Annotated in this window: 17 protein-coding genes; 7 read left to right on the top strand and 10 right to left on the bottom strand. The window is 67.7% G+C overall.

The window, feature by feature from the left end; translation table 11 throughout:
* The 6 genes from RB614_RS29985 to RB614_RS29960 all read right to left on the bottom strand — a co-directional run.
* Positions 1-2,000, bottom strand: a 2,000-nt coding sequence (locus RB614_RS29985) for a bifunctional aldolase/short-chain dehydrogenase (protein ID WP_308716038.1), incomplete at its 3' end; no start/stop codon positions are given.
* 3 nt (positions 2,001-2,003) lie between these two features.
* Complete coding sequence (rhaI, locus tag RB614_RS29980; protein WP_308716037.1) at positions 2,004-3,164, bottom strand: L-rhamnose isomerase; 1,161 nt, start codon at positions 3,162-3,164, stop codon at positions 2,004-2,006.
* 62 nt (positions 3,165-3,226) lie between these two features.
* A complete protein-coding gene (gene rhaS / locus RB614_RS29975; RefSeq protein WP_308716035.1) occupies positions 3,227-4,297 on the bottom strand; it encodes a rhamnose ABC transporter substrate-binding protein in 1,071 nt (356 codons plus the stop codon).
* Positions 4,298-4,390: 93 nt separating this feature from the next.
* Positions 4,391-5,377, bottom strand: coding sequence for an ABC transporter permease (locus tag RB614_RS29970; protein WP_308716034.1), 987 nt, complete (start codon positions 5,375-5,377; stop codon positions 4,391-4,393).
* Positions 5,370-6,335: an ABC transporter permease gene (locus tag RB614_RS29965; RefSeq protein ID WP_308716033.1), complete on the bottom strand. Its 966-nt coding sequence runs from the start codon at positions 6,333-6,335 to the stop codon at positions 5,370-5,372. Before RB614_RS29965 ends, RB614_RS29970 begins: the two co-directional genes overlap by 8 nt.
* Positions 6,336-6,409: 74 nt before the next feature.
* Positions 6,410-7,933 (bottom strand): sugar ABC transporter ATP-binding protein, encoded by a 1,524-nt coding sequence (locus RB614_RS29960; protein WP_308716032.1) that lies wholly within the window; start codon positions 7,931-7,933, stop codon positions 6,410-6,412.
* A gap of 331 nt (positions 7,934-8,264) precedes the next feature.
* On the opposite strand from RB614_RS29960, the gene RB614_RS29955 reads away from it, so the two are divergent.
* Positions 8,265-9,290 (top strand): LacI family DNA-binding transcriptional regulator, encoded by a 1,026-nt coding sequence (locus tag RB614_RS29955; protein WP_308716031.1) that lies wholly within the window; start codon positions 8,265-8,267, stop codon positions 9,288-9,290.
* 48 nt (positions 9,291-9,338) lie between these two features.
* Here the strand turns inward: RB614_RS29955 and RB614_RS29950 are convergent, their stop codons facing one another.
* The 4 genes from RB614_RS29950 to RB614_RS29935 form a co-directional block, all read right to left on the bottom strand.
* A complete protein-coding gene (locus tag RB614_RS29950) occupies positions 9,339-11,093 on the bottom strand; it encodes a glycosyl hydrolase (protein WP_308716030.1) in 1,755 nt (584 codons plus the stop codon).
* On the bottom strand, positions 11,090-11,872 hold the full coding sequence (locus RB614_RS29945; protein ID WP_308716029.1) for a hypothetical protein: 783 nt from the start codon (positions 11,870-11,872) through the stop codon (positions 11,090-11,092). Before RB614_RS29945 ends, RB614_RS29950 begins: the two co-directional genes overlap by 4 nt.
* A 432-nt stretch (positions 11,873-12,304) precedes the next feature.
* Positions 12,305-12,994 carry an MgtC/SapB family protein gene (locus RB614_RS29940; protein WP_308716028.1) on the bottom strand — a complete coding sequence of 230 codons (690 nt, stop codon included), beginning with the start codon at positions 12,992-12,994 and terminating at the stop codon, positions 12,305-12,307.
* Between the two features lie 4 nt (positions 12,995-12,998).
* Positions 12,999-15,344, bottom strand: a complete 2,346-nt coding sequence (locus RB614_RS29935; protein WP_308716027.1) for a transketolase-like TK C-terminal-containing protein — start codon at positions 15,342-15,344, stop codon at positions 12,999-13,001.
* A 130-nt stretch (positions 15,345-15,474) separates the two neighbouring features.
* Between RB614_RS29935 and RB614_RS29930 the strand changes: the two genes are divergently transcribed.
* The 6 genes from RB614_RS29930 to RB614_RS29905 all read left to right on the top strand — a co-directional run bounded on the left by RB614_RS29930 (position 15,475) and on the right by RB614_RS29905 (position 20,759).
* Positions 15,475-15,957, top strand: a complete 483-nt coding sequence (locus RB614_RS29930; RefSeq protein WP_308716026.1) for an Lrp/AsnC family transcriptional regulator — start codon at positions 15,475-15,477, stop codon at positions 15,955-15,957.
* 305 nt (positions 15,958-16,262) lie between these two features.
* A complete protein-coding gene (locus RB614_RS29925; RefSeq protein WP_308716025.1) occupies positions 16,263-17,135 on the top strand; it encodes a MurR/RpiR family transcriptional regulator in 873 nt (290 codons plus the stop codon).
* Positions 17,136-17,235: 100 nt separating this feature from the next.
* Positions 17,236-17,895 carry an HAD family hydrolase gene (locus RB614_RS29920; RefSeq protein ID WP_308716024.1) on the top strand — a complete coding sequence of 220 codons (660 nt, stop codon included), beginning with the start codon at positions 17,236-17,238 and terminating at the stop codon, positions 17,893-17,895.
* Between the two features lie 14 nt (positions 17,896-17,909).
* Positions 17,910-19,049: a pyridoxal phosphate-dependent aminotransferase gene (locus tag RB614_RS29915; protein ID WP_308716023.1), complete on the top strand. Its 1,140-nt coding sequence runs from the start codon at positions 17,910-17,912 to the stop codon at positions 19,047-19,049.
* Complete coding sequence (locus tag RB614_RS29910; RefSeq protein ID WP_308716022.1) at positions 19,046-19,939, top strand: carbohydrate ABC transporter permease; 894 nt, start codon at positions 19,046-19,048, stop codon at positions 19,937-19,939. Before RB614_RS29915 ends, RB614_RS29910 begins: the two co-directional genes overlap by 4 nt.
* Before the next feature lie 85 nt (positions 19,940-20,024).
* Positions 20,025-20,759: a carbohydrate ABC transporter permease gene (locus tag RB614_RS29905; RefSeq protein ID WP_308716021.1), complete on the top strand. Its 735-nt coding sequence runs from the start codon at positions 20,025-20,027 to the stop codon at positions 20,757-20,759.
* Positions 20,760-20,781 lie beyond the last annotated feature (22 nt).

The raw sequence follows: 20,781 nt of genomic DNA, 5'->3' as shown, positions 1-20,781 counted from the left end.
AGTCCGGTGGTGTGGGTCAGGTTGCCGGCGGTGAGGGCGTAGACGGCGTTGGCGACGTGTTCGGGGAGTACTTCCCGTTTGAGGAGGGTGCGTTGGGCGTAGAAGGCGCCGAGTTGGTGTTCGGGGATGTTGTAGGTGGCGGCGCGTTGGGCGCCCCAGCCGGCGGCGAAGATGCCGGAGCCTTGGACGACGCCGTCGGGGTTGATGCCGTTGACGCGGATGCCGTGGGGGCCGAGTTCGGTGGCGAGGAGGCGTACTTGGTGGGCTTGGTCTGCTTTGGCGGCGCTGTAGGCGAGGTTGTTGGGTCCGGCGAACACCGAGTTTTTGCTGGTGATGTAGATGATGTCGCCGCCCATGTGTTGGTCGATGAGGGTGGGTGCGGCTTCGCGGGAGATCAGGAAGGAGCCGCGGGCCATGACGGAGTGTTGGGTGTCCCAGTCGGTGTCGGTGGTTTCGAGGAGGGGTTTGGAGATGGATAGGCCGGCGTTGTTGATGACGAGGTCGAGTCCGCCGTAGGTGAGCAGGGTGGTTTGGATGGCGTGTTGGATGGCGGTGGTGTCGGTGACGTCGACGGTGAGGGGTATGGCGGTGTCGGTGTCGCCGATTTCGGCGGCGACGGTGGCGGCGGTGTGGGGGTTGCGGTCGGCGACGACGACGCAGGCGCCTTCGGCGGCGAGGCGGTGCGCGATCGCTCGGCCGATGCCGGAGCCGGCGCCGGTGACCAGGGCGATGCGGGTGGTCAGGGGTTTGGGTTGGGGCATGCGCTGGAGTTTGGCTTCTTCCAGGGCCCAGTATTCGATCCGGAACTTTTCGGCTTCGCTGATCGGCTGGTAGGTGGAGATGGCTTGGGCGCCGGCCATGACGTTGATGGCGTTGAGGTAGAACTCGCCGGCCACGCGGGCGGTTTGTTTGTTGGTGCCGTAGGAGAACATGCCGATGCCGGGGATGAGCACGATCGCCGGGTCGGCGCCCCGCATCGGCGGGCTGTCGGGGGTGGCGTGCTGCTGGTAGTAGGCGGCGTAGTCGGCCCGGTACTGTTCGTGCAGGTCTTTGAGGCGCTGCTTGACCTCATCCAGGGGTGCGGTGGGGGGTAGGTCGAGCAGGAGCGGGCGGACCTTGGTGCGTAGGAAGTGGTCGGGGCAGGAGGTGCCGAGCGCGGCCAGCCGGGGGTGTTGCGTGCGGGCCAGGAAGTCCAGCACCGGGGCGGTGTCGGTGTAGTGGCCGACCTGCCGCCGGTCGGTGGACGCCAGCCCGCGCAGGAGCGGGGCGAGGGCGGCGGCCCGGGCGTGCCGCTGCGGCTGCGGTAGGGCGGTGTAGCCGTCGATGATCGGGCCGAACGGGTCGGGGCGGCCGCGTTCGTCGATGAACGCCTGCGCGGTCCGGATGATCTCCCGCGAGTTGGCCTCACACTCGGCGCTGCTGTTGCCCCAGGCGGTGATGCCGTGCCCGCCCAGGATGACCCCGATCGCCCGCGGATGAGCCTGCTTGGCGGCGGCGATGTCCAGGCCGAGTTGGAAGCCGGGACGCCGCCAGCCCAGCCACACCACCCGGTCCCCGAAACACTGTTTGGTGAGGGCTTCACCGTCGGCCGCGGTAGCGAACGCGATACCGGCGTCGGGGTGCAGATGGTCCACATGTGCCGCGTCGACCAGGCCGTGCATCGCGGTGTCGATCGAGGGTGCGGCCCCGCCCCGCCCGTGCAGGCAGTAGTCGAACGCGGCCACCATCTCGTCCTCGCGCTCCACCCCCGGATACACCTGCGCGAGGGCGCGTAGCCGGTCCAGCCGCAGCACCGCCAACCCGGCCGGTGTGAGCGTGCCCAGGTCGCCGCCCGACCCTTTGACCCACACCAGGTCGACCGGCTGCCCGGTGACCGGGTCGATGCCGGTGCCCTTGGCCGAGGTGTTACCGCCGGCGTAGTTGGTGTTGCGGCGGTCGGCGCCGAGCCGGTTCGAGCGGCCGATCAGATCCTCAACCGGCGAGTCGTCAACGGTGGACACTTTTCAGGCTCCCCATCCGGCTTGCTGGCCGCCGACCCGCTCGGCGACGATCTTGTCCCCATAACCCGACCGCTGATACGCCGCGACCGGGTCGGGGTCCAAACCCATCTCCCGCCTGACATCCGCGAGCAGGGGACGCACGTCGGTGTTGTAGGCGTCCATGAAGACCGCGTTCGCACCCAACACGTCACCGGCCCGCTGAGCTTCGGCCAGGGCGTCGTGGTCGACCAGCAACGCCTTCGCCGTCGCCTCCTGCACATTCATCACCGAACGGATCTGCGCCGGGATCTTCGGCTCGATGTTGTGACACTGATCAAGCATGAACGCGATCCCCGCCCCCGACTTGAGCGCGTCCGCCGACACGATCTCATGCATGATCCGAAACAACTGGAACGGATCCGCTGACCCCACCATCAGGTCGTCGTCGGCGTAGAACCGCGAGTTGAAATCGAACGCCCCCAACTTCTGCTCGCGTAGCAGGAACGCCACGATGAACTCGATATTCGTACCCGGCGCGTGATGCCCGGTATCGATCACCACCTGCGCCTTCTCACCCAGCCGTAGGCAGTGCGCGTAGGCGGTACCCCAATCCGGGACGTCCGTAGTGTAGAACGCCGGCTCAAACAACTTGTACTCCAACAACAGACGCTGGTCGGGATTGAGACGCGCGTAGGTTTCCCGCAACGCCTGCGCCAGCCGGTCCTGCCGGACCCGGATCGAGTCCTGACCCGGATAATTCGTGCCATCCGAGAACCACAACTTCACGTCGCGGACACCGACCTGAGCCGCGATGTCCACACACTCAAGGAGGTGGTCGATGGCCTTACGCCGCACCGCCGGATCCGGATTCGTCACCGACCCGAGCATGTAGTCGTCGTCCTGGAACACATTCGCGTTGATCGTCCCCAACCCGACCCCATGCTCCTTCGCGAACCCCGCCAGATGCGTGTAGTCATCCACCCTGTCCCACGGAATGTGCAACGCCACCGTCGGCGCCACCCCGGTAAACCGATGCACCTGCGCCGCGTCCTCAACCTTCTCGAACGGCGTACGCGGCACACCCGCCTGCCCAAACACCTTGAACCGCGTACCCGAGTTACCGAACGCCCACGACGGCAACTCGATCCGCTGCACTCGCAGGGCCGCCCTCACGGCATCGGACATATCATCCTCCACTGTGGACGTCCCGGCGCCGGCTTCGTCGACCGGCACCGGGACCGGTGCGGCTAGAAGTCGAACTGGTCGATGTTCGACGAGTCGAACACCGTCGGCGGGCCGAGGACCACGATGCCGTCTGCGGCGATGGTGTACTCGCCGAGCTTGCCAGCCGTGAACTTCTCGCCCTCCTTGCCGGTGATCACACCGGAGGCCAACGCGGCGCCGGCGTAAGCCGCCAGGTAACCCAGGTCGGCCGGGCTCCACAACGCGAAGTTCTTCACCGTGCCGTCCTTGACAAACTCACGCATCTGGTTCGGCGTCCCCAACCCGGTCAACGCCACCTTCCCCTTGTACTGCGAACCGGACAGATACCGCGCCGCCGCCGCCACACCCACCGTGGTCGGCGAGATGATCCCCTTCAAGTCCGGGTAGGAAGACAGCAGCCCCTGGGTCTCCTGGAACGACTTCTGATCCTCGTCATTGCCGTACGCCACCGTAACCAACTCGATCTTGGAATACTCCGGCTTCTTCAACTCGGTCTTCATCAACTCGATCCACGCGTTCTGATTCGTCGCGTTCGCCGTCGCCGACAAGATCGCAATCTTCCCCGCCCCACCGATCTGATCCGAGATCAACTTGACCTGGTTCTCCGCGATACCCTGCGCGGTCACCTGGTTGACGAACAGATCCCGGCAGTCCTTGTTGGTATCCGAGTCGAACGTCACCACCTTCGCCCCACCCTGCCGAGCCTGGTTGACCGCACCACAGATCGCATTCGGATCATTCGCCGAGATGACGATCACGTCCGAACCCTGCTGGGTCAACGTGTTGATGTACGACACCTGGGACGAGGCACTCGCCTCGGAGGGGCCGACCTCCTTGTACTCACCCTTGAACTCCTCCACCGCCGACTTACCCCCGTTATCCGAGACGGTGAAGTACGGATTGTTGACCTGCTTGGGCAGGAAGGCCACCGACAGCCCCTCCTTGATCTGCCCCGACGCGCCCCCGCTGGCGTTGCCACCGCCGGCCGGCGTGTCACCCTCGTCGTCGCTCGCGCAGGCTGTGGTCATCAGCAGCGCCGACAGGGCGATGAGGGACGCGCCGAGGCGCACATGTCTGGTCCGCATGGCTTTCATAACTCGTCCTTTCCTGGCATTCCGGGCACCGATGGGCCGGCCCGGTGGTGAATTCGGTGGGAGAGGTGTTGGTTGGTGGTTGTGGTCGGGTGCTCAGGCACCGGCCACTGGTGTCACGGCGGGTCGTCGGCGACGCAGGCGGGCGCGGAGCATGCTCGCGGCGTTGGGGCCGACGACGGAGACGATCAGCAGGGCGCCGGTGACGACGGTGAGCGTGTCGGCGGGTACATCGGCGAGTTGCAGCGCGTTACGCAGGCTGATCAGCAGCAGCACACCAGCCATGACCCCGATTAGGGAACCGCGACCGCCGAAGATCGAGACCCCACCGAGCAGGACCGCGGCGACCACGGACAGTTCCAGACCGGCGCCGTTGTCCGCACGGGCGGACGCGTACCGCATGGTCCAGAAGAACCCGGCCAACGCCGCCACCGCACCCGTCAACACGAACAGCCAGAACTTCGTCCTCGCCACCGAAATCCCGGAAAACGTGGCGGCCTGCTCGTTGTTGCCCATCGCGAACAGCGCCCGACCGACCGGGGTGGCGTGCAGCACCACCCCGAAGGTGACCGCGAGGCCGGCGACGAGCAGCGCCATCCACGGGATGGTGGTGCCGGGCAGCGCCTCGATCGTGTTGCCGGTCCAGGAGAACGGGAAGTCGGCGACCGCCTTGTCACCCAGCACCACGTAGGCGAGTCCTCTGTAGAGCGCGAGGGTACCGATCGTCACCGCCAGGGACGGCAGCCCAAACCCGGTAACGAACAGCCCGTTCACCGCGCCCAACACCATCCCCAGTACGAGGACGAGCGGCAGGATCACCGGCAGCGGCACACCGGAGAGCCACAGCTGGCCCATCACCGCGCTGGACAGACCGAGCACGCTGGCCACGGACAGGTCGATCTCGCCGGTGACGATCACCAGGGTCATCGGCAGCGCGATCAACGCGATCGGGATGACGTCCAGCAGCAGGAAGCCCCAGAAGCGGGATGTCGCGAACCCGTCGACCGCGATCGAGGAGGCGATCACCACGAGGGCGAGGACGCCGATGACCAGTATGTCCCACGTGCCCAGTCGTTTAAGCACCGCGGGCCCTCCTTCCTCGTAGGCGGTCGGCGATGCGCGCGGTCAGCGCCCGGTCCAGTCCGATCGCGGCGAGAATCAACGCGCCGACGACGGCCTGCTGCCAGAACGGGTCGATCCGCAGCACCGGCAACGCGGACCCGATCGTCGACAGCAGCAGCGCGCCGAGGGCCGCGCCGTAGACCGAGCCGCTGCCGCCGAAGATCGCCACCCCGCCCACCACGACGGCGGCGACGACCTGTAGCTCGATCCCGTTGCCGGCGGCGGCGTCCAGCGTGCCGAACCGGGCCGCGTGCAGCACACCGGCCAGGCCGGCGAGGGCGCCAGAGATGGCCATGGCGGTGAACACCCGCCAGCCGACCGGGATGCCGGACAGGCGGGCGGCCTCCGGGTCCGAGCCAATCGCGTACATCTCCCGACCCGAGCGGTAGTTACGCAGGTAGTAGCCGGCGAAAACCAGCACGGCGATCGCGAACAGGGCCAGGACGGGGATGCCGAGCAGAGTGGCGGTGCCCATCCGCTTGAAACCGCTGGGCATGTCGGCCGCGTTGATCTGCTGCCCGGCCGCCCACGAGTAGTCGACGCCGCGGAAGACGTACAGCGTGCCGAGCGTGACCACCAACGCGGGCACTCGCGCCACGGCGATCAGCGCCCCGTTGACGATTCCGCACAGCAGGCCCAGACCAACGCCCGCCAACACCGCCAAGACGATCGGCGTCTCGGACATGGCCAGAAACAGCTTGCCCGTCGCGAACGCGGACAGCCCCAGCACCGAACCGACGGAGAGGTCGACGTTGCGGGTGATCACCACGATCGCCTGCCCCACCGCCAGCACGACAAGGATGGTGGCGCCGAGCATCAGGTCCTTGCGGGACTGGGCGTTCAGGAACCGCGGGTTGTAGATGGTGGTCACCGCGACCAGCAGCACCAGCGCGAGGCCGATGCCCAGCTCGCGGACCACGAACAACCTCCGCGCACCCCGCACGTCACCGCGCGTTCTCGTGGGCGGCGGTGCGGCTGCCCGGGTCGCTGTCGTCACGCCGCACCGCCGCTGCTCTGGCCGGTGGCAGCGAGCATCACCGACTCCTCGTCCGCCCGCTCCCGGGCGATCTCCTCCACCAGCCGGCCCTCGTGCATCACCAGTACCCGGTCGGCCATGCCCAGCACCTCGGGCAGTTCGCTGGAGACCATCAGGACCGCCACGCCATCGGCGGCCAGCTGCGACATCAGCCGGTGCACCTCCGCCTTGGTGCCGACGTCGATGCCCCGGGTCGGCTCGTCCACGATCAACACCTTCGGCGACGTGGACAGCCACTTCGCCAGGACCACCTTCTGCTGGTTGCCGCCAGACAATGTGGACACTGGATCGGACAGCGCGCCGGCCTTGACCTGAAGGCGTTGCGTCCAGCCAAAAGCGTCTTCCCGCTCCACCCGCGGGCCCAGCAGACCGAGCCGGGCCAGCGACCAGCGGCGCGGCAGCGTCGCGTTGCGTTCGATGGACAGCTCCATGACCAGGCCCTGCTGACGGCGGTCCTCCGGTACCAACGCGACCCCGGCCGAGATCGCTGCCGCCGGCTTTCCCCGCGGCAGCCGTACCCCGTCGACCAGGATCTCGCCGGAGTCATACCGGTCGACGCCGAACACCGCCCGCACGACCTCGCTGCGCCCCGCCCCGACCAACCCGGCGAGCGCCACGATCTCGCCGCGCCGCAGGGTGAAGCTGACGTTCTCGAAGACGCCTTGCCGGGTCAGGTCACGAACCTCCAGGGCGACGTCACCGGCCTGCGTCTGCTGCTTCGGGTACAGCTGGGAGATCTCCCGTCCGACCATCCGCCGCACCACCTGGCCGACGTCCAGGTCCTCGACGCGGTCCGTGGACACCCAGCGCCCGTCCCGCATCACCGTGATGCGCTGGCACAGCGCGAAGACCTCGTCGAACCGGTGCGAGATGAACAGGATCGCCGCGCCGGATTCCCGCAGCGACCGCACCACCGCGAAGAGCCGCTCCACCTCCACACCGGACAGCGCCGCAGTCGGCTCGTCCATCACCAGCACCCGCGCGTCGAACGACAGCGCCTTGGCGATCTCCACAAGCTGCTGGTCGGCGATCGACAGCCCTCGCGCGGGACGGTCCGGGTCCAGGTGCACCCCCAACCGGGCGAACAGCTCCGCAGTGCGCCGTCGCATGGACGCCGCGTCGATGCGACGCAGGCCGCGCAGGGGTTGGCGGCCCATGAAGATGTTCTCCGTCACCGACAGGTCTGGGAACAGCGTCGGCTCCTGGTAGATCACCGCGATGCCAGCCCCCCGGGCGTCCGCCGGGCCGGTGAAGGTGGACGGCTCGCCGTCGAGGGTGAGTACACCCCCGTCCGGGCTGTGTACGCCGGCCAGGATCTTCACCAATGTCGACTTGCCCGCCCCGTTCTCCCCGACCAGGGCGTGTACCTCGCCCGCGCGCAGTTCGAGCTGGCCGTCCACCAACGCGCGCACCGCGCCGAACGACTTGCTCACCCCGGACAGGGCCAGCAGCGTCGCACCATTGCTTGGTTGTTCGGGCACCACGCCCCCAGTTCCATGAAACGATTCATTGCTTCGTGGGAGAGACGTTAAGCGCAGGTTTCGGGTCCGGTCAAGAGTTTCGACGCGGTTACCGGATCGTTAGGCGGGCAAGCGCTTTCCGAATCCTGGTGCAATGAGGTCGATTCCGGACGACGAGCCATTGTAGGCGGGCCTGGTCTTTCCGGATCCCGGCACGAGCAGAAAGCATGGCCACATCCGGTCAGTGTTTCATTCTTGACCCGGCCCACGCGGCATCCTGGTCACGGTTCAGGCTCCACGAAGATCCAGGAGGGCCACTGTGCGAGGTACGCCGGCGGTAAGCATCCGTGACGTGGCCGTCCGCGCCGGCGTCTCCGTGGGAACGGTGTCAAACGTCTTAAACCAGCCTGAAGTGGTCGCGGCTGCGACCCGTGTTCGGGTGCTCGCAGCCATCAGCGAGCTCGGTTTCGTGCCCAACGACGCCGCCCGGCAGCTGCGCCGCGGTCGCAGCCGGACGCTCGGCCTGGTCGTCCTGGATGTCGCCAACCCCTTCTTCACCGATGTCGCCAAAGGCGTCGAGTACGCCACCGGGCAGGCGGGCATGGCCGTCATCTTCTGCAACTCCGACGGCGATCCCGCCAAAGAGAATGCCTACCTCGACCTACTCGAAGAACAACGCGTCCAGGGCGTGCTTATCACTCCCGTTAATACGCCTATTAATGGGCTCGATAATCGTCTGCACCGGCTGCGGAACCGTGGCGTCCGTGTGGTTCTACTGGACCGCAGGTCGACCCAGTCGGATTTGTGCTCGGTGTCCGTCGATGACCGGCTCGGCGGCGAGCTGGCGATGCGCCACCTGATCGAGAAGGGGCATCGTCGCGTCGCGTTCGTCGGCGGCCCGCACGACCTGGAACAGGTCCGCGACCGCTACGACGGCGTGGTCCAGGCCCTGGCCACCTTCGGGCTTTCCGAAGGCCAGCACCTGCGCCGGCTGGAGACACCGGCGCTCACTGTCGCCGCCGGCCGGGACGCCGCCGCCCGTATTGTCGGGACGCCCCGCGAAGGGCGCGCCACGGCCGTGTTCTGTGCCAACGACCTGCTCGCGCTCGGCGTCCTGCAGGGCCTGACCCGCCAACACGTTCGGGTTCCCGACGACATCGCGCTGGTCGGCTACGACGACATCGACTTCGCCGCCGCGGCCGCCGTTCCGCTCACCTCGGTCCGCCAGCCCCGCGCAAGCCTCGGTCAGACCGCCGCCACGCTGCTGCTGGAGGAGGCCAACGACCCGGACCACCACAGACACCGGCAGGTTGTCTTCGAACCAGAGCTCATCGTGCGCGAGTCCAGCGACCGCCCAGCCGGTCACGCAGCCGGATGACGGGCCCGGTTCGACCCGCCGCTGACAGGCCGAACCGGGGTAAACCGTCTACAGAACCTCGGACGTGACGTACGGGATGAGCCTGACCCCGGTGAGCCCGTAGGTCTGGGCGCCGGACGCGCCGCCGGCCCAGATCTTGTCCGGGTTGTCGAAGTCGCCCATCCGGTTGTTGAGCGTCGTATCGGTGGTGACCTCGACGGTGTTGGCGCCGATGCGCAGGTGGTCGCCCACGTCGACCCGGTCGGTGAACTGGTCAACGTCCTCGATGACGGCGCCGTTGAGCCGGACACGGACGACCATGTCGTCGCGGTGCCGCAGGTACAGGATCGCGCCCGCGCGAGCCCACGCCGTGGGCAGGTGAAACGAGCGGGAGTAGCGGCCGACGCCGGAGACTTGGCCCATGCCGTCCACGCCCAGCTTGGCGAGATGGGCGGAGGTCGCTGGAAGGTCGTCCCAGACCCCCAGCGTGACGCCCGCGAAGGTGACGGTGGTCTTCGCCGACGCGGTCGGGTCGACGGCGTTCGCCGCCGGGTCGGGGCCCCAGCTTTGCAGTTCGAGGCTCCACCCGTCGGGCAGTGAGAGGACGTCCGGCACGGACCGGACGGTCACCGTCCGGCGGCGACCGTTCGACAGCGAGGCGGTGTAGCTGCCCGGGACGTAGGCCCGGTGCAGCAGCCCGCCCTTGCGGGTGTAGACGGCCTCGCCGCCGGCCAGGGCGGTGACGTGAGCCCGCTTTGGCGCGTTGGTTACCAGCGCGACGATGACTGCGTCGCGCGGCTCCAGGTCGAGACCGACGGTGACCGTGCCGGGCCCGGTGGTGTACTCGGCGATCGCGGTGATCTGCCCGGTCCAGGCGTCGAGCAGGTACGGCACGCCGTCGCCCCGCAACGTCACCTTCTGCCCGGCCAGCGACGACACCACCGCGCCCTTCGGCACGCCCCACGGCCCGAGCGCCGCCGCCGGTCCGGCGTGTGCCTTGGACAGGGGCGCGACTAGGGCGACGTTCGCGGCCGGCGCGGCTGGTGCGGGCGTCGGGATCGCCGCCACCGTCACGGTCTCCTGATCGTCCGCGACGTCGACGAGCAGTGTGTCTCCCGGGCTCAGCCCGGCCGTGCTGACCAGGCGGATGCCCGTGGCCCCGGCCTCGGCCGGCGCGGCGAGTGTGGTGCCCGCGTTGAACAGGTAGTAGTAGGACGCGTCACGGGTCTGACGGCGTGTGGCCTCGAGGTTGGGTACGTGGTAGCTGGCCGCCGGGCTGATCCTCCGGCGGTCGAGCGCGGCGAGCACCTCGGCTTCGGGGGTCGCGGTCGAGACGGTGCTCAGCTTGGTCAGCTTGGCGACCGCGGCGGCCAGCAGCGTGTCGTTGTTGCCGGGCTGGTTCGTTCCGTAGACGCGGGTAACGTCGCAGTCGTAGAGGATCACCGGGAGGCCGCGCCTAGCGTAGTCGGTGATCTTCTGTACCGCGGCGACGGACAGTTGCGTCACCTGGCGGAGGATCAGCGCCCGGTAATTTGGCCCGTCGGCGGCAAGTACGCCGTCGCTGACGACCGCGGAGGGTTGCTGGAGCAGCGCCTCGCTGAGCAGGTTGTAGGAGTAGCCGTGGTTGAGTAACCCCTGCAGCGAGTTGCCACTTTGGACGGTGAACCCGGCGTCGCTGCCGAGCAGGACGGCGAGGTCGACCTTGGCCTGTCCGGCCTGTTTGACGGCTTGGCTGCGGGCTACGTAGCCGCTGAAGGTGGCCACGTCGGCCCACCAGATCTGTCGGGCGTTGTACGAGGAGAAGCCGGGACTTATCTCCTTCATGAAGTTCCAGCCCGGCCACTGGCTCTGGTGTCCGTTGAAGGTACGGGTGAACGCCGAACCATGGAGATCGACCGGTTCACGCCGTGTGACAGGTCGCCGTTCACCTCCTTGGCGATGTGTTTCCAGGTGGAGTGCATGTCGGCGGCGAAGGTGGTGGTCTCCATCGACAGCAGTTTCCCGCCGGTGAGGTTGACGGCCGCGGCGAGGTTGCGCAGCCCGTCGCCGGAGGTGGAGTTGTCCCCCTCGGGGATGTCGACGGCCGCGGCGGCGCCGGCGAAGTCGAGCCCGGGCAACCGGTACGCCTGGGCACGGTAGGTGTAGCCGAACGCCGCCGCCCAGTCGCTGATCCTGGCCGCGTGCCGGTCCTCGTAGAGCGCGCCCAGGGTCAGGTTGTAGTCCTCCACGATGCGCGCGGCCAGATCACCGTCGTCGAACCGGTCGGCGTCCGCCAGCGCGAGCACGGGCGCGTACCGCGCGGTGCCGGAGCCGCTGGTCCGGGAGAACTCCCGTAGCAGGTCCGGTGTCCACAGTGGGCCGCTGCGGGAGATCTCGATGGAGTCTTCGAAGATGCTGGTGCCGAGCTTGCCGTTCTGCTTCAGCAGCTTGAGCATCTCCTTGTCGAGGATGTGCTCGTCCCAGAAGTCGAAGACCGCCCGCACGCCGGCGGCGCTGAAGTAGTCGGTGACGTATGAGCGGTTGTAGATGGTCACCGCAGCGCCGCCGGACATGACCTGGCCGGTGCTGCGGTGGTACGTGCCGAACAGCACGTAGTCCCCCACCGCGAGGTCGTCGCCGGCGCTGGGCTGATACCCACGTAGCGCCGTGGTCTGGGGCGCACACTGACCAGGCGACACCCGCGGAGGTAGTTGGTCGCCGTTGGCACGGAGACGGTCGAGCCCAGTATCTCTACGGGGCGCCGGCATCGGGAAGCGGAGCGGCTGCAGCACCTGGGGTGCGTCATCGACGTCTTGCGGAGTCGAGGACGGCGCACAGTGGACAAGCCGCCGGGCCGCCGCGTCGGCCTGGACGGTGGCTTTGTGGCCTGTGTCAGCAGCAACCGAACCGCCATGCCGTGCTCATTGTTGTCCACGGCCCCAAGGCTCCGGTCGGCGCATTCGGCAGAAGGGTATGACCGTGGAAGCGGGTGCCGTATGTCGATGTCAGGGACCGGCGTCGGTGGTCGCTTGCGGGCTGGTGGTGGCTGGGTCTGGTTAGTCGGGCTGGACCTGCACGGTGAGCACCTCGGGGCGTTGGCCGATGACGTCGACGATCGTGGCCAGGGAGGGTTGGTGGCGTGCGTGGAGGCGGATTTCGACGCGTCGTATCCCTGCGACAGGGTCTGGGTCGTCGAGGCCGGTGTCGTGGATCTGGATGGTTCTCACTCGTGCTTGTGCTTCGTCGAGTGCGCGGATGAGTGGTCCGAGGGTGCCGTGGCCGCGTTGGTATTCGATGGTGAGCGTGTCGCGGCTGCCTGAGATGCGCCGGGCGAGTGCCCGGACTGTGCGCAGGACGGAAAGGACCGCGAGGACGAGCACGGCGGTGGCCGCGGCCGCGGTGTATGCGCCGGCGGCGGCGGCCAGGCCGAGTGCGGCGGAGATCCAGAGAGTGGCGGCGGTCGTGAGCCCCCGCACGGACGCGCCGTCGCGCAGGATCGCTCCGGCGCCGAGGAAGCCGATGCCGGAGACGACTTGGGCGGCGATGCGGGCGGGATCGATGGTGGGGCCGGGGTGCAGGTCTGTGAAGCCGTAGGCGCCGGCGAGGGTGAACAGGCAAGCGCCGAGGGCGACGAGCGTGTGGGTGCGGAATCCGGCGTGGTGGCCGCCGATTTGGCGTTCCAGGCCCAGTGCCGCGCCTCCGACGGCGGCGATGCCCAATCGGAGGACCAGTTCTGTCCAGTCCATCGGGCTAGCTCGGGTGGACGGTGAGGTCGAGTGCGGCGCTGACGATGCTGTCGGTGTCGATCTGGTGGTGTCGGTGAACGTCGGGGATGTCGCCGGACTGGCCGAACCGGGTCACGCCGAGGTTGCTGGCGCGGACGCCGTTGACGGTCGCGAGAAACGCCAGGGTGTGGGGGTGTCCGTCGAGGACGGTGATGAGTGGTCGGGCGCGGTTGGCCGGGAAGACCTGGTCGAGGATCCAGGTTGGACCGTCGTGGTGGCCTTGTCGGGCGCGTAGCGCGCGGAAGAGCAGGTCGGCGCTGGTGACCACGACGACGTCGGTGCCGATGCCCTGTGTGGCTAGGCGGGTGGCGGCTTCGAGCGCGTTGGGGACCATGGCTCCCATCGCGGCGATTGTGGCCATGGGATTGGCATCGCTGCGGAGGAGGTAGGCGCCGGCGACCGTCTGCCGGCGGCGGCGTTCGCGGGCGGCCGGGTCGGGTGGGACGGCGGCCAGGTCTTGGTCGACCGGGCGGGACGACAGCCGCAAGTAGGTGGACTCCCCGTCCGGGCGGCCCAGCCGGGACAGCCCGGCCAGCAGGCACCACTCGGTGTCGAGGACGAAGGCGGGCTCGTACGCGGTGCAGGATGGCTGTTCCAGCCCGATCGACGGCGTGGTGATGGACTGGTGTGCCCCGCCTTCCGGGGCGAGGGTGACCCCGGACGGGGTGCCGACCAGGATCGACTGGCCGCCGGCGTAGATGCCGAACGACCAGGGCTCCAGCGCCCGTCCCACGAACGGGTCGTAGAGCACACCGATTGGGAGCAGCGGGTGGCCCCAGCGGCTCCAGGTGGCCCCGAGTTCGCCCAGGAGTCCGACCAGGTTGGTCTCGGCGATGCCGAGCTCGATGTGTTGCCCGGTGGGCGCTTCCCGCCAATGCAGGATGGTCTCCGCGTCGTCGGCGAACCAGTCCTGTCCTTGACGGCGCGACCAGGTGCCGACCTTGTTGAGCCAGCCGCCGATGTTGGTGCTGGAGGCCACGTCGGGGCTGACGGTGACCACCCGCGCGGCGGCGGCCGGAGCCTCCCGGGTCAGGTCGAGCAGGGCGCGACCCAGCGCCTGCTGCGTGGAGGCCACGCCGGTGGGAGTACGCCCGATGTCGGCCGGCACGGCGGGTGGTTCGGTGACCGCGACCGGGGCCCGGTCGAGCCGGGCGGCGACGGCTTCGCACAGCCGGCCGGCCTCGCTGCCCGCCGGGAAGCGGTCCCACGCGCGGTCGGGGTCGATACCGAGCCGGTCGGCCAGCTCGCGTAGCTGCGCGTCGGTGAGCAGCGCCGAGTGGTTCTGCGGGTGCCCGGCGGTGGGCAGCCCGTACCCCTTGATGGTGTAGGCGAAGATGACGGTCGGCCGTGTGTCGTCGATGGACGCGTACGCCTGTGCCAGCGCCGGCAGGTCGTGCCCGCCGAGGTTGCGCAGCGCGGCGGTCACCGCGGCGTCGTCGAGGTCGGCCAGCAGCGCGGCGATCCCGGCAGCGGACCCGCCCGCGCCGGGCAGCCGCCGGCGGAGCTCGTCGGGCGGGCAGCGCAGCAGCCGCTGGTACTCGGGGTTGGTCATCTCGTCCATCCGCCGGCGCAGCGCCTCGCCACCGGGCCGAGCGAACAGTTCGGTGAGCAGTTGCCCGTACTTGACGGTGACCACCTGCCAGCCGGCCGCGCCGAACATGCCCGCCAACCGGGTCGCGGCGAGGTTCGGCACCACCCGGTCCAGCGACTGGCGGTTGAGGTCGACCACCCACACCAGCTCGCCCAGGTCGGCCACGGTCGGGTCCAGCACCGCCTCCCAGCAGGCCCCTTCGTCGAGCTCGGCGTCGCCGAGCAGTGACCACTGGCGTCCGGTGCCGACGTGTGAGGTGCGGTCGGCGACGTAGCGGCGCGCGATCGCGCCCCACACTGGGGCGGTCGCGCCGATCCCGACCGACCCGGTCGAGTAGTCGACGGGATCCGGGTCCTTGGCGCGGCTCGGGTAGCTCTGGAGCCCACCGAACGCCCGCAACGTGGTCAGCTTGGCCTCGTCGAGCCGGCCGAGCAGGTAGTTGACGGCGTGCAACGCGGGCGAGGCGTGGGGCTTGACCGACACCCGGTCCTCGGCCCGCAGCGCGGTGAACCACAGCGCCGTCATGATCGATGCGATCGACGCGCTGGAGGCCTGGTGGCCGCCCACCTTCAGACCCGAGCGGTTCGGGCGTACCCGGTTGGCGTGGTGGATCATCGCCGTGGACAGCCACAGCACCCGGTCCTGCACCTGCCGCAGCACGTCGAACCCGGCGCCGCCGGCAGGCGCGGCGAGGGCCGGCGCGGAGTCGGCCAGTGTCATTCGGATCACCGCCATCGTGTCGATCTGCCCCAGAAGAACAACAACACGATGAGCAATGCGCAACATCCGGGGTACGGCTTGAGCAAAGTGCGCAAGATCCACGATCAAAGGCCGTGGCAGACTGAGCGATATGACACCCCTGGACGCACTCGACGCGCGGTTGCTGCTCGTGCTCATCGACGAGCCCCGGGCCACCGTGCTCGCGCTGTCCCAGCGGCTCGGTGTGGCCCGCAACACCGTGCAGGCCCGCCTGGCCCGGCTCGAGCAGCGCGGCGCGCTCACGTCGCTCGAACGTTGCGTCGACCCGGCCGCGCTCGGCTACCCCCTCACCGCCCACATCACCGCCGCGGTCACCCAGCGACGCCTCGCCGAGGTCGCCGACGCACTGGCCGAGATCCCCGAGGTCATCGAGGTGCACGGCATCTCCGGCAACCTCGACCTGCTCATCCGGGTGGTCGCCCGCGACGCCGAAGACCTCTACCGGGTCGCCGGGATCATCCTCGCCACCCCCGGGATCGAACGCACAAGCACCGCCCTGGTCATGCGCAACCTGGTCACCCACCGACTCCGGCCACTCCTCGACCGCGCCAACCAACCGGGCCAGCCACGCTGACCCCGGGAGCGCCGATCCGGCCGAATGCCCGGGCGCGACACCCGTAGTTCGTTCGCCGGCGTCGTTCTGCGCGGTCGGTCACGGGGCGGCGAGCGGCAGCTGACTCGGGTCGACCCGAACGCGTCGCCCTCGTCCTCACCATGTTCGTCGACATGGACGGTGGGCGTCCGGTTCCCTTACGGCTCGGGAACAGGCTCGACGGCAACCCGTCACGCGCGCTTAACCTTCAGCCCCTTGACCAACGATCTGCGTTCGCCCTAACGTGCCTCAACAGCGATCGTCGTTCGCTGGAAGGGTGGGGTTGTATGTCTCAGCCGCAAACCGATGTGCCCGTTGCCGGTCGCGTCGTCTCCGCGATCATCGTCGCGATGCCTACCCTGGTACCAAGTGACGCGCGAGTGGCCCAGGCGATTCTCGACAATCCGGAAAGAGTCCTCAGCTGCTCCGCGTCCGAACTCGCCGAGATAGCACGGACCGCTCCGTCGACTGTCGTGCATGCCAGTAAAGCGCTCGGATTCCAAGGTTTCCAAGACCTCAAGCTGACGTTGGCCAAGGATCTGGGAGGGGCGCAAGGCGTCCACCATGGAGCGCTGTCGGAGTCGCCGAATGACGAGGAGATATTGACAAAGATTTTGTCGACGTCTGCTCAGACCATAATGGCCAGTCTCCAGACGATCGACCGTACGGCATTCTCGGCGGCGGTGCGCGCGCTCCGCCAGGCCAAGCGGATCCTCGTCCTGGGTTCGGGCACATCGCGTGCCCCGGCCGACGACATCAGCTACAGGCTCACGATGCTCGGGCTTGACGCGATCGCACCAGCTGACGGGATGGCGCAGCACAACGCGGCGCGTCGGCTGGGACCAGCCGACGCTGTTCTCGCGGTGAGCCAGACGGGCTCGAGCAGGGGCACGATCGAAGGCGTGCGACTGGCGCGGATGGGCGGCGCGGCCGTCGTCGCGCTGACGAGTCATCTCCGTTCTGCTCTCACCGAGCGAGCGGACGTCACACTCGTCGCCGGTGCGCCTGAGGCGGGCTTTCGGTTGGAGGCGGCGACGAGCCGACTCGCGCATCTCGCCCTCGCCGACGCGCTGTACGTCGCACTCGCATACGCAAACCCGAAGCTGGCGTCCGAAACCCTCGACCGCGCGGCAGAGGTCACAGTGTTGCACAGCATCTAGAGACTGTCCACGATCGCCAACGCCGCAACCTACTACCTCGCGGCAACCGACAAGGATGCAAAGGAATATGCAAATGGGATCGTCATGGTGGTGTGAACTCGTGGTCCTCGACATGGCCGGAACTACCATTCGCGACGACGGTCTGGTCGAAGCGGCAGTGTCAATCGCCGTCGACAGGGTCGAACCGGGGCGTGTCGTCTCCGAAGCCGATTTCGTGCAGGCCCGCGGCAAGCCCAAGCGCGACCTGTTCGACGTTCTCTTCCCCAACGACGAAGCTGCCTCGGCAGCCGCTCTCGAATTCTTCGAGGGCGCCATGCTCGACGCGGCCACCCGTGGACCAGCTCGCGCGGTAGCCGGTGCCGAAGACGCCATTCGAGACCTGAAGTTACGCGGGAGCAAGGTCGTGCTCACCACAGGCTTCAACGACGCCATCGCCCGCGCGCTCGTGCGCACCGAGGGATGGACGGACCTAGTCGATGCGGTGGTCACCCCTGGCGTAGACGTGCGCGGCCGCCCGTACCCGGACATGATCTTGACGGCGCTCATGCGGACGCACGCCAGCGACGTGCGCAGGGTCGCCGTCTGCGGGGATACCGTCAGCGACCTGGAGGCGGGCAACCGGTCCGGCGCCGGGTTCGTCGCGGGGGTGCTGAACGGTGCCCACAGCAGGGACCGCCTCGAGACCGCGAACAACACCGCGCTCCTCGACTCCGTCAGCGCCCTGCCCGATGCCCTACTCCAGCACCCGGGCAGCGCGTAATGGTTGGGCCCGCGGTGACGCTCTCGCCCACGGCGGTGATGCGCGAACGAGCAGCCGAACTCCGATCATCGGGCCGAGCGGTCATCGACCTGTCGGCCGGCGAGCTGGACTTCCCGACGCCGGGCCACATCGTCGAACGCGCCGCTAGCGCCATGACCGATCCGGCCAACCACCACTATGGCCCGTCGGCCGGGCTGCCAGCATTGCGCGATGCGATCGCCGCGGACGCGTCGGATCGGTTCCGATGTGAGATTGGCCGAGCGAACGTCACCGTCACCAATGGAGCCAAACAAGGCATCTTCAATACGATCCTCTCCGTTGCCTCGGCATCCGACGACGTCCTTATACCTGCGCCGTACTGGGTAACCTTTCCCAGCGCCGTGCGGATAGCCGGCGCAACGCCTCGGATCGTGGAGCCCGCATCGGATTCACTTCAGGTCACGCCTGCGGAGCTGGACGACGCGGCAACGGCGAAAACCGCCGCGCTGATCCTCGCGTCGCCACACAACCCGACCGGGACCGCGTATGACGCGGAGACGCTCGCGGCAATAGCGCGATGGTGCGCCGACCGAGGAATCTGGCTCATCTACGACGAAACCTATGAACGGTTGAGATTGGATGGGCCGTCCATGTCGCCGGCGGCCGTGTATCCACCGATCCTGCCCCGGTTGGTATCTATCGGCAGCGTCAGTAAAGCGTACGCGATGACCGGGTGGCGAGTCGGCTGGGCGATCAGTCCAGTGAGCACAGCGAAGCGAATAGTGGCGATTCAGTCTCACACGACGTCCAACGTCAACCAGGTCGCCCAATATGCCGCCCTCGCTGCGCTCGAAGGGCCGGACGTGAGTGCCCAGTTCCGCGACCGTCTGAAGGCGAGACATCGCAAGACTGAGGAAATCCTCGCACCTCTCCGCGACACCTGCTCGGTGGTCAGCGGCACGTTTTACCTTTTCCTGCGACTCCCGGCAGGCTTCGACGATGTAGTAACGGCCGGCCAGATCCTCGAGACTGCCGGGGTCATCACCATGCCGGGATCCGCGTTCGGCCGCCCCGGCTATCTCCGAATCAGTGTCGCCGTCAACGACGACGATCTCGAAAGAGGCGTTCGCCTGATCAACTCGCACCTGACGGTCGGACGAGGGCAGCGGCTATGAGCGCTTCGCCACTGCGGGCCAACGTGCAGTGGGCCTCTTACGCGATGGTCGCACCCGCGTACGTTCTCATGGCCATCTTCGCAGTCGTACCAACACTGCTCGTCTTCGCACTGGCGTTCTTCAATTACGATCCCCTTGCCGGCACCATCACGTGGGCAGGTGTCGACAACTTCGTGGCGGCAGGCGAATCGGGTGAGGCGACCAACGCGACCCTCAACACGCTGTTGTACGCGGTACTCACTGTTCCCGTAACGCTCATCGCGGGCCTTCTCGCCGCTTTGGCGATGAATCGCCTCGGCCGTGGCTCGACATTGTGGAGGTCTGTCTACTTCCTGCCGTCCGCGGCGACGTTGGCGGCGATGGCCGTGGTGTGGCAATGGCTCTACTATCCCGACTCAGGCCTGGTCGATCGGACGTTCGGTCAGGTGACCGGGGTCCGCGCATGGCTCGAATCGGACACCTGGGCGATGCCGGCCATGGCCGTCATCGGGAGCTGGCAGGCCATCGGGATGGCGACGATCATCCTGCTGGCCGGGCTGGCGTCTGTTCCCCGCCATCTGTACGAGGCAGCCTTCCTTGACGGTGCCGGGCCGTTCGCGACCTTCCGCACCGTCACCTTGCCGGCCCTGACCCCGACGCTGCTGTTCGTGACAGTCCTGACGACTCGTAACGCACTATCTGTTTTCGACCAGATCAAGGTCATCACACAGGGCGGCCCGGATACCGCGACAGAAACCCTCGCATTCGCGCTGTTTCGGCGAGGCATCACCTATCTCGACATCGGCGGCGCGTCCGTCCTGACGATGATCCTGCTGATCCTCACGCTGGCCGTCGTGTCGGCACAGTTCGTGCTGACCCAGCGGCGCGTCAACGTCGAGGGAAGGAAGTGAGATGGCACCGAACCGTCTGAGACGACTCCTCCTTCACCTGGGACTCGCTATCGGCGGGTGCTTCATGATCGGACCATTCGTCCTCATGCTCATCGTGGCGTTCAAGCCGGATGACCAGGCGTTTTCGCTCACGATACCGTGGGCCAGCCTGACACTGGACAATTTCCGGTACTCGCTCGAGGCGTCGCCTTGGCTCACGTACTATATCAACGGAACGCTGGCCGTCACCCTGACGTTCGTCGGGCAGCTGCTGATATGCCTACCGGCCGGATACGTCCTGGCGCGGTCGCGGATTCGTGGCTCCGCCGTCTTGATGGGCGCGCTGCTGATCATATTGCTCATACCGCAGCAGGTCCGTGCGATCCCAACATACTTCATGATCTCTCAGGTCGGGTTGATCGATACGATCGCCGCGCTCGTGATCCCGTTCCTCGGGTCGGCCTTCATGGTCTTTCTATTCCGGCAGTTCATCGTTTCAATTCCGCAGGAGACCTTCGACGCGGCGTGGATGGACGGTGTCGGTCGGATCGGCGTGCTGTGGCATGTCGTGGTGCCGGCGGTCAAACCTGCGATCGCCGCCGGCGCGGCGTTTTCCATGGTCGAGCATTGGAACGACCTATTTTGGCCCAGCCTTACCGTCCGGTCCGACGCCTCAGCGACCGTACCATACGCGATTTCGTACCTCGCCAGTGCCGAGACCGGCATCCGGTACGGACCATTGATGGCCGCCGCCGTGTTGTCCATCGCACCCCTCGTGGTGCTCTTCATCGTGCTTCAGCGTTACATGATCGAAGGCGTATCCGCAAGCCGAACCATCTGATACCCATTTACCCGAGAAAGAA

Source organism: Phytohabitans maris, from assembly GCF_031085175.1.
GTDB lineage: Bacteria > Actinomycetota > Actinomycetes > Mycobacteriales > Micromonosporaceae > Phytohabitans > Phytohabitans maris.
Note: the sequence above shows the minus strand (reverse complement) of the source record. Positions and strands in the feature narration are given on the sequence as shown.